Below are 15372 nucleotides of genomic sequence, written 5' to 3'. Positions count from 1 at the left end.
CGATAGATATCAGTGTTTAAAACTTAGCAGTTTATGCCAGGTTACTATTCATCAGCTTCTAAATCATCATCTTCTGTTGATGAGGATACAGAATTCGCAGAAACAACGGCTCCCATTTCGAGTTTCTCGCGTACTAGCTGTTGAATTTGTCCAGCGAGTTCAAAGTTTTCTTCCAAGTACTTAATCGCGTTATCACGACCTTGGGCAATGTTATCACCGTTGTAGCTGTACCAAGCTCCTTTACGAACAACAACGCCCGTTTCCTCAGCAAGGTCAATCACACAACCTAAAGTTGAAACACCTTTACCAAACACAATGTCAAATTCTGCCACTCTAAAGGGTGGAGCAACTTTATTCTTGGCAACTTTCACTTTGACACGATTACCAAACTCTTCGGTGCCTTTTTTCAGGGTTTGAATGCGGCGAATGTCGAGTCGCACTGAAGCATAGAACTTCAGCGCGTTACCACCTGTTGTGGTTTCTGGATTACCGTATGTCACACCAATTTTCTGGCGCAATTGGTTGAGGAAAATGACTGTACAGCCAGATTTACCAATGTTACCTGTAATTTTTCTTAACGCCTGGCTCATTAAACGAGCTTGCAGACCAACGTGCGCATCACCCATTTCGCCTTCAATTTCTGCACGGGGGACAAGTGCCGCTACTGAGTCTATAACGACAATGTCTACAGCTGCCGAACGGACTAACTGATCGACAATTTCTAAAGCTGCTTCCCCTGTGTCGGGTTGAGAAACGAGTAAGTTGGCAATATCAACTCCCAAGGCAGCAGCGTAGGTAGGATCGAGGGCGTGTTCAGCATCCACAAATGCCGCGACACCACCATTTTTTTGCACTTCGGCAACCGCGTGCAGCGCTACTGTCGTTTTACCAGAACTTTCTGGACCATAAATTTCGATAACTCGCCCTTTGGGTAAACCGCCGCCCAACGCTAAGTCTAGGGTTAACGCGCCCGTAGGAATTGTTTCCACCCGCATCCGAGTGGCATCCCCAAGGCGCATAATCGCCCCTTTGCCAAAGTTGCGTTCGATTTGGTTTAGCACCAAGTTCAGGGCTTTTTGCTTTCCGGATGTATCAGTTGTATCAATAGCCATTATTGCCTCTAAGTATGGAGGTTGAAAAATTATTCTGGGAGTTATGACTAGTGCAGATATACTATTTTAGCCGGATTTTATCGACTTTTGCATGAAACTCCAAGCAGAGTTTTGATGGTAAAACAAGTCACGTATAATAAATCGTCCAAGTGTGATTCTACGTTTATTTTGCGTGGTAATTCAGTAACATTTTGAACAACAAAAACCTGGATTATACACAGTAGATAATAGTTTCAAGCTTACCACTAACTACGAATTGTTCTTTTAGTTTTGTCATGACTTTTTATCAAGCTGATTTAGTGACAGACACTGCGATTTCTGTAGCTGGATTAACCGCGTATATTCAGGCGCTGTTAGAAGAAGATCCCCAGTTACGCCAGGTTTGGGTTATTGGCGAAGTTTCCAGTGCTAATGACCACCCGAAAGGGCTATTTTTTACGCTGCAAGATATTGAAGGCAAAGCCGCGATTAACTGTGTAGTGTGGCACAGTCAAATCGATAAACTCGCACAGATACCGCAACGCGGAGAACAGCTAATTGTTTTGGGAAGTTTGCGGCTGTATCCACAACGAGGACAGTATCAGTTGACGGTGTGGCAAGCCTTACCCGCAGGCGATGGTCTACAAGCATTGCGTTATCGCCAGCTACGCAACCGTTTAGAAGCCGAAGGGTTATTTGCCGTTGAACGCAAGCGATCGCTTCCAACTCATCCGCAGACAATTGCGGTTGTCACCTCTAGTGCGGGTGCTGCGTGGGGTGATATTCAAAAAACACTTCGCAGTCGTTATCCAGGGTTGCGCGTGTTGTTCTCTCCAGCTTTGGTTCAGGGCGAACAAGCACCAGGATCAATCGCGAGGGCGATCGCACGGGTAGAAGCAGATGGTCGAGCAGAAGTCTTAATTTTGGCGCGAGGCGGTGGTGCAGTTGAGGAATTAGCTTGCTTTAATGATGAACGAGTCGTCAGAGCGATCGCCCAATGTTCGATTCCAGTCATTACAGGTATTGGTCATCAACGTGACGAATCTTTAGCTGACTTAGTTGCGGATGTTTCCGTTCATACTCCCACCGCAGCAGCGGAACACGTGATCCCTGAATTGCGAAAACTTTATGTAGAACATCAGCAAAGAGTTGCGACTTTACGTTCAATGATGTTTCAGCAACTTGCAACTATAGAAAACCACCTACAGAAATTTAAAAACCGCGTACGGCGTTTGCGCTTAGATCAAAAAATTCTCCAAGAAATGCAGTTTTTAACCTCGCAGCGTCAACAGCTGATCGCTCGAACAAAGCAGCAATTACGTCAAGCAACGCTCCACTGCCAGTTTTTAGAGCAGAAGTTAGCGACGCTTGATCCTAGGGCAGTACTAAAGCGAGGGTATGCCGTAGTGAGACAGGAGCAAGGCGCGATCGCGCGTAAGGCTCGCGACTTAGCAGTAGGGCAGAAACTATCCATTCAGTTAAGTGAAGGACAAGTTAAAGTCGAAGTAAAAGAAATCATCGATTAATTTTATGGCTAGACGTAGTAAGGGTGCTAATTCCGAACCAGTAGATGCAACACTCAAACCCGATTGGAATTATGAAGCTAGGGTTGCTGAAGTCGAAAGAATTATTGCTCAAATTGAAGGTGGCGAGTTGGAATTAGAAGAAGTATTCGAGCAATTTACGGCAGCCGTTGAATATTTACGTCAATGCGAAACTTTTCTCCAACAGCGACAGCAGCAAGTCGATTTATTAATCGAAACGTTAAGTGATGAACCCGTGTAGAAAAGCAGAGGAAGCAAGGGAGCAGAGGAGCCACTCTCGTGCGGGAGTTCCCCCCGTTGAGAGAAGTGGCGTCGAACTGGCGTGGGCAGAGGAGCGAATAACTCAAAAGCGCACTAGTCACTAGCCACTCTTCCCTCACCTCTCCTTAAGCAATGCTGCCACGTTTGCGGGCTTCCTTGTAGGAGATTCCGACATTGCGTAAACCAGCTTTAATCATTTGTTGTTCGAGTAGGGCAAAGAAACGCGCGCGATCGCCGCCACGAACGACAGCTTGATTATGTGCTTCGGCAAGCGCGACGGGATAGCCGTAACCTTTTTGTACCTGTGCCAACATTAAGCTGAGCGATTGATCGAGTAGCGCTGGGTTTTCTGCTACCCAAGCGGGGACTTCAACTCTGGCAATTTCTGTCCCCACATGAACGTAGCAAAAATAAATGGTATGGCAACCGTATAAATCAAGAATGCGGTGCGAACTACGCCATAAAGTACTGCGTTGTCCTGGCTTGAGGGAAAATGTCCACAGTGCAATATCGCGTAAAGGATCGAGCATCTGACACGGCGCTTTTTCGACAACCAAATTCGGGCAGTAGGTTACGCAATCAGGATTTTCGTGCGGACACGCTTGTAAGCGCAAGAAGTTAATTGCTTCCCCGCTACGCGATGCACTCAAGTAGCCCATGATCGGAATACCTGCCTCTTTTAGCTGATCCCAAGCGTCTAGAATCGGTGGCAAAATGCGATCGCGTGCTTCTAAGGGTAATTGCTCCAAAAACCAATAAATCAGCGAACCATCCACCATTGCTAACAGAGGTACAGAAGATAATACCTCTTCTTTTTCTTTACCCCTCGCCCCTGTAAGTGCTAGTTCTGCCAAAATTGTTGCTTCTGAAGCAGTGCGGCAATATCCCATCCATTCTTCGGTACGAATTCCCCACTGACGCGAGATGTATAAGTCTTCAGCGCGATAAAACACTTCGGGTAAGCTATCTAGCAATGGTTGGCGATTTTGCCCATAGTGCAAGACAACACGCCCAATGTTGAGGAGGTAGCAGTAAGCAATTTCGTGCTGATTTGGGGCAATTTGCGAGCCATCCGTCGCAATCACAGTATGAACTGCTGGGGGAATGGGAATATCGACAGCAGTATCAAGAGGTTCAACGGGTGTAGCGATGCTGAACAGAATGCGATCGCGCCATTTGTGCTGTTTCTCTACTAATTCAGATTGTCGCGTACACGCATCCGCAAATAACTCTTGAGCTAATTCTACACGCTGACGACTAGCAGCCGCCTCTAGAGAGAGATGCTGGCTAATGCCTTGCATCGCTTTTGCAAGTTTTGTTAAATCGAGCATAGTTAGCTAGTGGTTTTTAGCTATTAGCTCCAGCTTATATCGTTTTATATTAAGGTTGGTACGAATAAGCAGCAGAGGCGCTGTGTTTGTAGTTTAACCCCAGGTTGAAAAATCATCAGTAAATTGGGCGAGTGATATTAGCTGAATGCGATCGTGGTTTTGGGCAGCTTGTCGTTCATCGCTTGTGTTGTAGCCCCAATCGGCTAAATATAGTTTTACCGTGTCTAGGTTTGCCTGCTGGGCAACAAGTTCTAGTGTTTTAATGCGGTCTTCAACAAACCACAGGCTAGCGGGTAATGTTTTTGCCGCAATAATTAACTCGTGCAGAATTTCATGCTTAGGGCGCTTGTTTTCTTTTCCAAACACTGATGTTTCTGGTAGTTGAATTCCTTGTTGCGCAAGTAGTTGCTGTACAAACCGCCCTTCTTTAGTCGTCACGATAAATACTTGGATCGGGCTACTCATCAAAGCGTTGAGCTTTTCAATAACACCAGGGTAAAAACTATGCAAATTCAACCAACTCGTTAAATCATCACGAATCCATTGATCGCGAAACGAGTCGAGTTGATGAGCAATTGTGGTAGATTGCAGCTGATTTTCTTGCAAGATGGCGCGCGCGATCGCATTCCACTCCTGCAAAATCTTGTCTTCTGTAACTCCTGATAACAAAGCGGCGATGAGTACTGGCATTTCCCAGCCAGTTTCAATGACTGGGCGCAACCGATAAAACTTTTCGGCTAAATCTTGTGGTGGCGTTTCGTCTATCCGCGACCAAATATCGCAGTAGGTACGCCAAGCTGTCTCAAAATATTCTTTTAGCCCATTGCAAATGACTCCATCAAAATCAAGTGCAAGTATCGTTGGTTGATTTGCGCTCATGCCTTCCTTCGCAATCTTTTCGTTTACGATTTATTACACCATTAAGATTGCTTTAGCTGCATTTTTCAAGTCGATTTAATTAAGTGGTAAAAGGCTGTGAGACATAACTTCCGATTACTGCTTACCATACCGTAGCAGCTTTAAAGATATTTATGACTTTTATCAAACTGGGGCGCTAGGATTCGAACCTAGGAATGGCGGGACCAAAACCCGCTGCCTTACCGCTTGGCTACGCCCCAATGGCTCAACCTTAACTATATTAGCAGCAAATCCAGGAAAAGTGTCAAGTCTTTTTAAGAGAGGTCAGGGGTCAGGGATCGAAGGTCAGAGAATTGCTGTGAAAGTTTCGGCAATTGAAGCTCAATGCCTTTTTACCAACTTCTTTCTAACAACTCCAAGCTACAAAAAAATCCAGAAGGTGTTTTCCCTGACCTCCGACCCCTTCGTCAGTCAAGCTGGATAAATCCGCAAGCGACGATTGGGTTCTTCGCCAAAGCTATTGGATTTTAAGCGATAGTGTTCGACAAGTTCGTGTTGCATCTTGCGGACTTTGGGCGATCGCGGTAATAACTCGACAGGTTGTCCTTTTGGAATGACGATTTGCTCGACCGCAAGTCGCGCTTCTTCTAAGGCATCGATTTCATCTTCGCTTCCGCCTTGAGTGAATAAACTCAGTTCGCGTTCATCAGTTGTCAGTGGTTCGTCCATATCCAACATCCGGCGCAGCGTCCGCGTAATTTGGGGAATGGTGCTGGCTTTAATCATGTGGATGGGAACTTGACGCACTTTTGCGATGTGACGCAGCTTTGAGTGATTTTTGACGTGCGATCGCAGTGCCAAGATAGCGTCAGCACTATCGATGTCTTTTGTCAAGACGACAGGTAAATTTAATACCTGAATCACTTGTTCTAACTGGTGACGACTGACGCCATAGGGATAGATGTGTAAAGGTAAATCTTCCCCATTTGGTCCAGCAGTTTGCGCACCATAGCCGAAGCGATCGGGCGGATCGAGCGATTGGTCGAGTAGTCGCTCAAATTCACTAACTCCTGATATGTCTTGTTCTCTAGATTGGCGCGGCAGTGGTAACATTTGTCCTGATGCCCGCCAGCCATTTGACTGCATTGTCGGTGGTTGTGAGGTATTCAACGAAGCAGTTCTGATGTCTTGCTTCTCGTCGGTAATTCCTCGAATTGTTACCGGTTGCTGACGAGTTACCGTGACTTTACCCGCATCATCTACAGTACGTACTTGAGGACTTGGTTGATGTCCGCGTAAGAGACTATCGACGGTATCGGCTACACTTTCATGAACAACCCAGCGTTGGCGTTCGAGCATTTCTACCGCAATTTCAAACGTAGGTGGTGCTTTACGTTCTAGAACGGTTTTTTGGCTGCGTCGCCGTCGGGCTTCGTCATCACCTAGTGTGACGGCTTGAATTCCTCCAACTAAGTCAGATAGCGTCGGGTTTTTGATCAAGTTTTCAATTTGATTACCGTGCGCTGTTCCCACTAACTGTACGCCGCGTTCGGCGATCGTCCGTGCTGCCATTGCTTCGAGTTCGGTGCCAATTTCATCAATGACAATAACTTCGGGCATATGGTTTTCCACCGCCTCGATCATCACTTGATGTTGCAGTTCAGGACGTGCAACTTGCATCCGACGGGCGCGACCTATGGCTGGATGGGCAACGTCTCCATCGCCAGCAATTTCATTCGAGGTGTCAATAATCACAACTCGTTTATTAAGTTCATCCGCTAGAACCCGCGCAATTTCGCGTAAAGCTGTGGTTTTACCAACTCCTGGACGACCGAGCATTAAAATTGATCTGCCCGTTTCTACCAAGTCGCGGATCATGCCGATTGTGCCGTAGACCGCGCGACCAACACGACAGGTTAAGCCGATAATTTTTCCTGTCCGGTTACGGATAGCACTAATGCGGTGTAATGTTTTTTCAATTCCGGCGCGGTTATCTCCTCCGAATTCTCCAACACGCTGGATACACTCGTTAAGTTGTTCCTGCGAAATCGGGGTATCGGAAAGGTACTCAGCTTGGTTTGGAAAGCGGGCTTCGGGAAGACGTCCCAAATCCATCACCACTTCCACTAAACTATCCCTTAAAGGGTGATACTCTAAAGCTTGTCGAATCTCTAACGGCAAAATATCTAACAATTTTTGCAGATCGTCTGTATTGGGCATTCTTCGTAGGGTGGCGTTATCAACAAGAGAGCAAGAGCGCGAGCGTATGATTTCAGCATTTTTACACTGACTTTAGCTGAGAAACCAAAGAATTTGCTAGCTTAACAGCCTGCCAAAGTAATTCTCGGTTATCTTCTAGACGAAGCGATGGCACCACAGTAGATTGATTCATAGACTTTTGTTCTAGTTGCTCTAAAATAGGTGAAAGTAAAACGCGAGCGTAACTACCGTAAGCAATACCGGAAATAGAGGAGCGAGGAGCGAGAAGCGAGGAGCGAGATGTTACTTTTGATTTGGAGTTATTCGCTTTCTCTGACCTCTGACCTCTGACTCCTGACCCCTTGATAAGTCCGATCGCTTTCAACTTCGCAACGGTGTAATCATTCGTTCCTCCAGCTAACTGTACGTATCCTGGTAATCCGGCTGCGAGTACCTTTTGCCCTAACTTGATTGCAGCCAATGTGGTGCCATCACCGATATCACCGCTCATTGGTCGTCCGTCGGTTTGCCAAATCAACGGGCAGGGTAGCGGTTTGATAATATTATGCAGGTTCCACAAATATTCAATCATGCCGTCTCCGTCAGGACAGCTAATTGCTATTAACTTTAACCTGTTAAGCCACGGTTTGATTGCTTGCCATAGTCGTTTAAATTCAGTGATTCGTCCTATTTGCGTGTGAATTTCAAGTGCATCAACTCTTGATAAAGCTAACGGGGCGATCGCCCCAGGCGTAGAAACATACGCGCGCGTGTAAATTAAATCGCTAGGACATATAGGCAAACAACGACCGCAGCCATAACACAGATCCTGTACCACGCCAGAAAAGGTGTTGCGATCGCGGTCAAACACAATGGCTTGCGCGGGGCAAATTTTCTCACACGGTCGAGGACACGCTACTGGACACACCTCTGGATTAAATTCCGCTTTGCGAAAATGTGGATCTTCTCCATCATTTAAGCTCACCATTAACCACGGGCGACTTTGGTAAGCAAAACCTCGCTGCTGAGCATCACTAGCTAGCGAATCCGCAACTGCTAGCGCTTCTTGCGCTGCTGCAATGACGGCAGGATCAGCCGCCACGTCAATACAGTCAACGCCAGCCAACGTGTAAGCTAATGTTAAATTTCTAACCGCAGGTAGATGTTGAAAACTAGCTCCGCAGATCAACTTAAACCAGTGACCTTCTTTCAAGGAGCATAAGGGTTTATACAAATCAGTCACACTTCTATGCTAATGTGTGACGTCAAAAATAGCAGCTTGCAAGTCAGATTAAATAAAAGAATTTTTGAAGGCTATTTAAGGCAGGTTGGAATGCCTACCGCACTATTCGTGTGCTAGAAAAGTGAAACGCGATTGGTTCTCTTTTTGTCTATTATCATTACACTATAAAAGAGTACATCTGTACTGGAAAAAGCAATGAGTCTGAATGTTGTAACCTTAGTAGGTCGTGTTGGTGGCGAACCAGATATTAAGTATTTTGAATCTGGAAGCGTCAAGTGTCGGTTAACGTTGGCGGTAAAACGGCAGTCACGTAATAGCGATGAACCTGATTGGTTTACGCTGGAATTATGGGGGAAAACCGCAGAGGTTGCGGGTAATTATGTCCACAAAGGCAGTTTAATTGGCGTTAAAGGCGCTTTAAAGTTTGACACCTGGAGCGATCGCAACACAGGCGCAACGCGCACATCACCGATTATTCTTGTGGACAAACTAGACCTTTTAGGTTCTAAACAAGATAGCAACGCTAATTTTTCTAGCGGTGACGACAACTTTTAGAGGTCAGGGGTTAGGGGAGTAGGCGGGCGGTTGCGTAGGTAGGTAGGTAGGTAGGCGGGTAAAATAGCATCTTCGTCTATCCCACTTTACAACGCTCTTACACTCCTACTCTCTCACTAATCACTAATGCTCGCTTTTCACTCCTCACCCTTTTTAGTAACGAATTTGCAGCGTCACTGTTGCTTCAACTTGCTGTTCGCCACCGACGATAGGAGTAGCTGCAACACTATCAGCCATAGCAGCTTGACGCGCTAAAGGAATAGGCGGTGGCGGGGTCGTACCAGCGTTATTAATTTGAATGCTGACGACTTCGCTAGGCGAAAGATTCAAGACGCTTAATACGGTATTCGCTTGTTGTTGCGCATCTTGTGTGGCTTCGCGTAAAGCTTGTTGTTGCGCTTGGGCGATCGCGCTATCGGTGGCGATAAAACTCACACTATCAATGCGGGTTGCTCCCGCTTTTACCGCTTCATCTAACAAATTTCCGGTTCTTTCTGTCGCAATCCGAAAACTGACAATATTTGTTGCAGAATATCCGGTTAATCGCTGTGTATTATTACTATAACTATAAACTGGGTTAAGAGTAATACCCGTAGTTTCGAGTCTTTCGACGTTACGCGCCTTGAGTAAAGCGACAACAGCTGATGAGCGTCGGGCAGTTTCTTGTTGAACTTCAGCCGCAGTTTTCCCTTGTACTTCAACGCCCAAACGCACTTGAGTCAACGTCGTAGGAATTGATTCCATCCCGCGACCGCTGACAGTAATAGTACGTATTTGATCTGGTGATTGCGGTTGTGCCATCACAGGAGAAGTTAATGCTAAACAAAATAATCCTGTTACTACAAATACTTCGCGTAACGGATTCATAAACTGGCGAACATATTTATTGCTACTTTCACTTGTAGAATTTACATAAGAAGGACTCATTCGTTGCCTCACACTGAATGCTAGCTGAATATTGCGTCGTTGCTGACGTGCTTTCTAATTTGGCATTAAACCGAAGTGATGTTGCAATTGTTACAGTTTTTGTAACTTACAATTAGTTAGAAATCAGGAAGTGGGTAGTGTCATTTTGATAGTAAGTATAAAAAAAACCTATTCACGCAGTCACCAATAACCACTCCTAATTTGGCTAGCAAACTTGTACAGTAAAAAGAATGATTTTTGTACACACATTGGAAGGTAAATGCAATTGCCTAATTTAACCTGGTTGGTGCAACTCCCAGGGTGGGGAAACAGCACGTATCTGCTGGCAAGCGCAACAGAAACTGCGACAGAAGCTTCGTCAGAATCAGAGTACGGAACACTGTTGCTAACAGCAGTACTGCTGAGTTTAGTGGTTATTTATTTGGCTCGCCAAATAGGCGGAGAAATTTCAAACCGTGTTGGTTTACCACCTGTTTTGGGAGAACTAGTGGCTGGAGTGCTGGTAGGAGTTTCTGCCTTACATCTTTTGACTTTTCCAGAAGCTGGGGTAGACCCTTCAAGTTCTTTAATTATTCGATTCCTGGAATCTACTGCGGGTCTGACTCCTGATCTAGCAGTAGCTGTGTTTCGCGACCAAAATGATGTCATAAGTGTCTTAGCAGAAATTGGTGTTGTGATTCTGCTGTTTGAGATTGGTCTGGAGTCGAATTTAAAGGAATTGCTTGATGTTGGTATTCAAGCAACCCTAGTTGCAGTGGTAGGGGTAGTTGTCCCTTTTGCGGCTGGTACTGCGGGATTGATGGCTTTTTTTGGAATTTCAGCTGTACCAGCAATTTTTGCCGGAGCAGCCTTAACGGCAACGAGTATTGGAATTACGTCGAAGGTTTTATCTGAACTAGGGCGACTTAATTCCAAGGAAGGTCAAATTATTTTGGGTGCTGCTGTTATTGATGACATATTAGGCATTATCGTCTTGGCAGTTGTTGCTAGCTTGGCAAAAACTGGTGAAATTGATGTCAGCAACGTTGTTTACTTGATCCTCAGTGCGAGTGGTTTCTTAATCGGTGCCGTTCTTCTGGGTAAAGTATTCAATAAAACGTTTGTCTCGGTAGTGGATCTGTTTAAGACTCGCGGCGGCATTGTCATACCAGCAATAATTTTTGCTTACGCTATGGCGTACTTAGCAGCTGCGATTCACTTGGAGGCGATTTTAGGGGCTTTTGCGGCGGGATTGGTGTTGGATGAAACGGATAAACGCAAAGAATTGCAACGCCAAGTCATTCCGATCGCTGATATTCTAGTGCCAATTTTCTTTGTAACTGTGGGTGCAAAAACTGACTTAGGAGTGTTAAACCCAGCGAATCCGACAAATCGCGAAGGTTTAGTGATTGCGAGTTTCTTAATTGCGATCGCCATCATCGGTAAAGTTGTCACAGGCTTAGCTGTATTTGGTCAACCTGGAATCAATCGTTTGGCGATCGGTGTTGGGATGATTCCTAGAGGTGAAGTCGGACTTGTTTTTGCTGGAGTTGGTTCGGCGAGTGGTGCGCTTTCTAAACCTCTGGAAGCAGCGATTATTATGATGGTCATTTTGACGACGTTTTTAGCACCACCTTTGCTGCGGTTTGTCTTTCCTGACTCAGAACCAGGGATTGAAGCTGTGGAAGCAGTTTCTGAGTTAGATCGGGCAGCAAATCGATAACCGTAGAAGAGAAAAGCAGGGGGGCAGAGGAGACTGGGAGATGGGGAGACTGGGAGTTATAAGTGCTGAGTTAAGATAATTCTTTTAATTCAAAATAGTGCCATCCGGCACGCTGCGCTTTCCAAAACTCAAAACTAACTACTAGTCACTAGCTACTAGACACTCCTGACTCGCCCCTTTCCTTATTATCTATTTTGTGGCGACAACGGCGATATTCCAGGCAAAGCGTTTTGTAAGAGGCAGTTTTTTAAGAACGGTATCAAATTTTTCTAAGCGCTGATATGTGGGTGCTAGTCGCTGATGTTCGATGATAATTTTCTTCCAGTATCTTTCTTTGTTAGGATCGACTTTTTCAATTAAGTAAAAGCGTAAAAAGATCCATAAAGTGGCTAGCCAAAATGTATCGTAAGTTGTTTTTGAGAAGTGCGATCGCACAAAATCAACGATACTGATGTCCAACGGCATTTCGTCTTCGGTGCGCACTTTTGTAGCAATGCGTCGATAAACATTAATTACAGGATTGTGGCGTAAAGGGTCCCAAAAACATGCTTTTCCGCCTGGTTTGAGAACGCGATGCATTTCGCGAATTGCGGCGCGGGGGTTGGGGATATGATGCAACAGGTTTGAAGCATAAACAATATCAAAGGTATTATCAGGACAATCAAGCGCGATCGCATTCATCGTGCGGCCTTGAATTTTTACCTTATTTGTCTCGGCTAGCTTCAATGCGACTTCTACCATTCCTGGTGAATAGTCTGCTGCAACGCATTTTGCACCTTTTTTCGCAAAGTAGACGCTGTTTTCACCCGCGCCACAACCCAAATCTAATAATAACTTGCCTCTAATATCTCCTAGATGATTGAGAATGAAGCGATTTTCTGGGGCGGTACAAGCTTCAAAATAGTCTCTGACTTGAATTCCTTCGACATCTATTGTAGAAGCCCATTCGTCATGGAATCGTTGTTCTTTGGCAAAGATATCATCGCGCATGGTGAGTAAATGAGATACACCTTTTGGGGTTAGGTGATGGGTAATGGGTAATAGTAAATCTAAATCTCTTGCCAAAGTACCAAATTTTTACTCTGGTATTGCAAGATACTTAACCCACAAATCTTCCCAATTACCAATCACCAATTATCAACCTTGAGTTTACACAGTTAATTGCTGCTGCTTATTCTGAATTGCAGCGTACAAACGATTGAGGGCGTTAACGTACGCTTGTGCTGAAGCAACAATAATATCTGTATTCGCTGCATGACCAGAATACACGCGATCTTCATAACGCAGGCGAATCGTCACTTCACCGATCGCATCAATCCCCGCAGTTACTGACTGGACAGAAAACTCGATCAGTTGATTGGGGACGTTCACCACGCGGTTAATTGCCTTATACACCGCATCGACAGGTCCGGTACCAATTGCCGCATCGGTCAATTCTTCGCCTTCGGGAGTCCGAATCGAAACTGTTGCGGTGGGACACGCGCGATCGCCGCAGGAAACTTGTACAAACTCTAAACGAAATAGTTCTGGTGTTTGCTGAATTTCATCGTTGACGATCGCTTCTAAATCCCAATCGGAAATTTCTTTTTTCTTATCTGCTAAATCTTTAAACCGCAAAAAGGCTTTATTTAAATCGGTTTCCGACAGTTCAAACCCCAATTCTTTCAAACGCGTACGGAAAGCGTTACGTCCCGAATGCTTACCCAAGACGATTTGATTGTCAGTCAATCCGATTGACTGAGCATCCATAATTTCATACGTCAGCTTGTTTTTCAACACGCCATCTTGGTGAATTCCGGACTCGTGCGCAAAAGCATTCGCCCCGACAATCGCCTTATTTGGTTGTACCAGCATTCCTGTTAAGTTAGAAACAAGGCGCGAAGTTTTGTAAATTTGGTGCGTATCAATATTTGTTAGAGGTTCTTCTGAATCAGCTGGGCGACCTAAGAAAGGATTATAATATTGTCGTCTAACGTGTAGCGCCATAACCAATTCTTCTAGCGCCGCATTTCCCGCACGTTCTCCAATACCGTTGATCGTGCATTCGAGTTGTCGCGCTCCATTTTTGACGGCTTCTAAGAAGTTAGCAACAGCCAAGCCCAAATCATTGTGACCGTGAACTGAAATAATTGCTTGGTCGATATTGGGGACGTTTTCTTTGATACCGCGAATTAATGCGCCAAATTCGCTAGGAGTCGTGTACCCTACGGTGTCAGGAATATTAATTGTTTTTGCCCCAGCGGCGATCGCGCGTTCGAGTACTTGGTACAAATATTCTGGATCGCTGCGCACAGCATCCATCGGTGAAAATTCCACATCGTCCATGAACGATTTAGCATAGGCGACCATTTCTTCGGCGATCGCCAGCACTTCGGATCGCGTTTTTTTAAGCTGGTACTCAAGGTGAATATCCGATGTCGAAATAAATGTATGAATTCTGGCTTTAGCTGCTGGTTTTAATGCCTCTGCGGCTGCTTTAATATCGTCTTTGATTGCTCTTGCCAAACTACAAATCACTGGACCATTTTCAGTCCCAACGGTTTCGGCAATTTGTTGTACTGCGTTAAAGTCTCCAGGGCTAGCGAATGCAAATCCAGCTTCAATGATATCTACGCCTAGCCGTGACAACTGGCGGGCAATCATAACTTTCTCTTCGACGTTGAGCGTAGCACCAGGGCATTGTTCGCCATCGCGCAATGTCGTATCAAAGATAATGATGCGGTCTTGTTTGCTGTGCATAGTACTCCTCGTTGTATTTTTGTTTGTGTAAACTTAAATAAACGCTAAAATTACCAATAAATCTTGATTAATAATCTACTTTTTCTATATACTCGCGAATATCATTTAAATCAATATATCTATCAGTAGCATTACGCAATTCTCGGGCAATCATTCCCTCTGTAGATACTACTGTAATGTGAGTATCTTTTGAGCGTAGTAGTTCTATTGCTCTTTCAAAATCTCCATCGCCACTAAATAAAATGACATGATTGTACTGTTCGACTGTGTTGAACATATCGACCACAATTTCGATATCTAGATTCGCTTTTTGCGAATAGCGACCAGAGGTGTCATCATAATATTCCTTAAGAATTTTATGCCGTACTGTATATCCTAAGCTAATTAAAGCATCTCTAAAACCGCGTTGATCTTGCGGATCTTTTAGACCTGTATACCAAAAAGCATTAATTAAGATCGTCTCTGGCTGCTCGGTTTTAAAATATTCCAATACTCTTCTTGGATCGAAAAACCAACCATTTTTTTGTTGTGCATAGAACATATTATTGCCGTCTACAAAAATAGACGTGCGGTTTATTAAGCATGCCATAAAAGTTAAACCTAAGATCTTAGAGATAGTTCTTTTCCTTATCGAATTTTGTTGTTGCTGATATTATTTGAAATATTTGAATAAAATATATTTTCTCGAAGCCGCAAAATCTGCCGCATTTTTTAGTAATTCCTTTGCTGTTTCAGATAATATACAATTGTCTTTTTATCTTTCGCTAATGAATACCCTATGACTACTTAACTTGTAAGCATTGCTTGCCACAATTCAATGCTTTTACATAGGATTTCGCTCGACCTTAGCTTACTTGTTACTACGGTTATTTACCGAAGGACGCGTTGTGGCTGTCTTCAATGGTCTGTATAGCTACTAATA

Annotated in this window: 13 protein-coding genes and 1 tRNA gene; 4 read left to right on the top strand and 10 right to left on the bottom strand. The window is 44.7% G+C overall.

Annotated features, from left to right (window positions below; genetic code table 11):
* Window positions 1-44: 44 nt before the first annotated feature.
* Window positions 45-1112: a recombinase RecA gene (recA, locus tag GLO7428_RS04245; protein ID WP_015187325.1), complete on the bottom strand. Its 1068-nt coding sequence runs from the start codon at window positions 1110-1112 to the stop codon at window positions 45-47.
* Between the two features lie 275 nt (window positions 1113-1387).
* Here recA and xseA point away from each other — a divergent pair, with 275 nt between their 5' ends.
* Together xseA and xseB are read left to right on the top strand one after the other, a co-directional pair.
* The gene (gene xseA / locus GLO7428_RS04240) at window positions 1388-2617 is read left to right on the top strand and encodes an exodeoxyribonuclease VII large subunit (RefSeq protein WP_015187324.1); all 1230 of its coding nucleotides are present in this window, start codon (window positions 1388-1390) and stop codon (window positions 2615-2617) included.
* 4 nt (window positions 2618-2621) lie between these two features.
* Window positions 2622-2876 (top strand): exodeoxyribonuclease VII small subunit, encoded by a 255-nt coding sequence (gene xseB, locus GLO7428_RS04235; RefSeq protein WP_015187323.1) that lies wholly within the window; start codon window positions 2622-2624, stop codon window positions 2874-2876.
* Window positions 2877-3021: 145 nt separating this feature from the next.
* Here the strand turns inward: xseB and GLO7428_RS04230 are convergent, their stop codons facing one another.
* From GLO7428_RS04230 to ldpA, 5 genes are all read right to left on the bottom strand, one after another.
* A complete protein-coding gene (locus tag GLO7428_RS04230; RefSeq protein WP_015187322.1) occupies window positions 3022-4227 on the bottom strand; it encodes a DNA double-strand break repair nuclease NurA in 1206 nt (401 codons plus the stop codon).
* A 93-nt stretch (window positions 4228-4320) separates the two neighbouring features.
* Entirely contained in the window at window positions 4321-5106 is a 786-nt protein-coding gene (locus GLO7428_RS04225; RefSeq protein WP_015187321.1) for an HAD family hydrolase, read from the bottom strand.
* Window positions 5107-5273: 167 nt separating this feature from the next.
* Window positions 5274-5345 (bottom strand) — tRNA-Gln (locus GLO7428_RS04220).
* 211 nt (window positions 5346-5556) lie between these two features.
* Window positions 5557-7305, bottom strand: a complete 1749-nt coding sequence (locus GLO7428_RS04210; RefSeq protein WP_015187320.1) for a R3H domain-containing nucleic acid-binding protein — start codon at window positions 7303-7305, stop codon at window positions 5557-5559.
* 61 nt (window positions 7306-7366) lie between these two features.
* Window positions 7367-8527 carry a circadian clock protein LdpA gene (ldpA, locus tag GLO7428_RS04205; protein WP_015187319.1) on the bottom strand — a complete coding sequence of 387 codons (1161 nt, stop codon included), beginning with the start codon at window positions 8525-8527 and terminating at the stop codon, window positions 7367-7369.
* 195 nt (window positions 8528-8722) lie between these two features.
* On the opposite strand from ldpA, the gene GLO7428_RS04200 reads away from it, so the two are divergent.
* Entirely contained in the window at window positions 8723-9082 is a 360-nt protein-coding gene (locus tag GLO7428_RS04200; protein WP_015187318.1) for a single-stranded DNA-binding protein, read from the top strand.
* Window positions 9083-9235: 153 nt separating this feature from the next.
* On the opposite strand, the gene GLO7428_RS04195 is transcribed toward GLO7428_RS04200, so the two are convergent.
* Window positions 9236-10009, bottom strand: coding sequence for an SIMPL domain-containing protein (locus GLO7428_RS04195; protein ID WP_015187317.1), 774 nt, complete (start codon window positions 10007-10009; stop codon window positions 9236-9238).
* Between the two features lie 259 nt (window positions 10010-10268).
* Between GLO7428_RS04195 and GLO7428_RS04190 the strand changes: the two genes are divergently transcribed.
* Window positions 10269-11711 (top strand): cation:proton antiporter, encoded by a 1443-nt coding sequence (locus GLO7428_RS04190; RefSeq protein ID WP_015187316.1) that lies wholly within the window; start codon window positions 10269-10271, stop codon window positions 11709-11711.
* Window positions 11712-11900: 189 nt separating this feature from the next.
* Here GLO7428_RS04190 and GLO7428_RS04185 read toward each other — a convergent pair whose 3' ends face one another.
* From GLO7428_RS04185 to GLO7428_RS04175, 3 genes are all read right to left on the bottom strand, one after another.
* Window positions 11901-12776: a class I SAM-dependent methyltransferase gene (locus GLO7428_RS04185; RefSeq protein ID WP_196797455.1), complete on the bottom strand. Its 876-nt coding sequence runs from the start codon at window positions 12774-12776 to the stop codon at window positions 11901-11903.
* An 84-nt stretch (window positions 12777-12860) separates the two neighbouring features.
* Window positions 12861-14450, bottom strand: coding sequence for a 2-isopropylmalate synthase (locus GLO7428_RS04180; protein WP_015187314.1), 1590 nt, complete (start codon window positions 14448-14450; stop codon window positions 12861-12863).
* A gap of 67 nt (window positions 14451-14517) precedes the next feature.
* A complete protein-coding gene (locus GLO7428_RS04175; RefSeq protein WP_015187313.1) occupies window positions 14518-15039 on the bottom strand; it encodes an NYN domain-containing protein in 522 nt (173 codons plus the stop codon).
* Between the last annotated feature and the right edge of the window lie 333 nt (window positions 15040-15372).

It is taken from the genome of Gloeocapsa sp. PCC 7428 (genome assembly GCF_000317555.1).
Lineage (GTDB): Bacteria > Cyanobacteriota > Cyanobacteriia > Cyanobacteriales > Chroococcidiopsidaceae > Chroogloeocystis.
The sequence above is the reverse complement of the archived record's forward strand: the minus strand, read 5'-3'. Positions and strand labels throughout refer to the sequence as shown.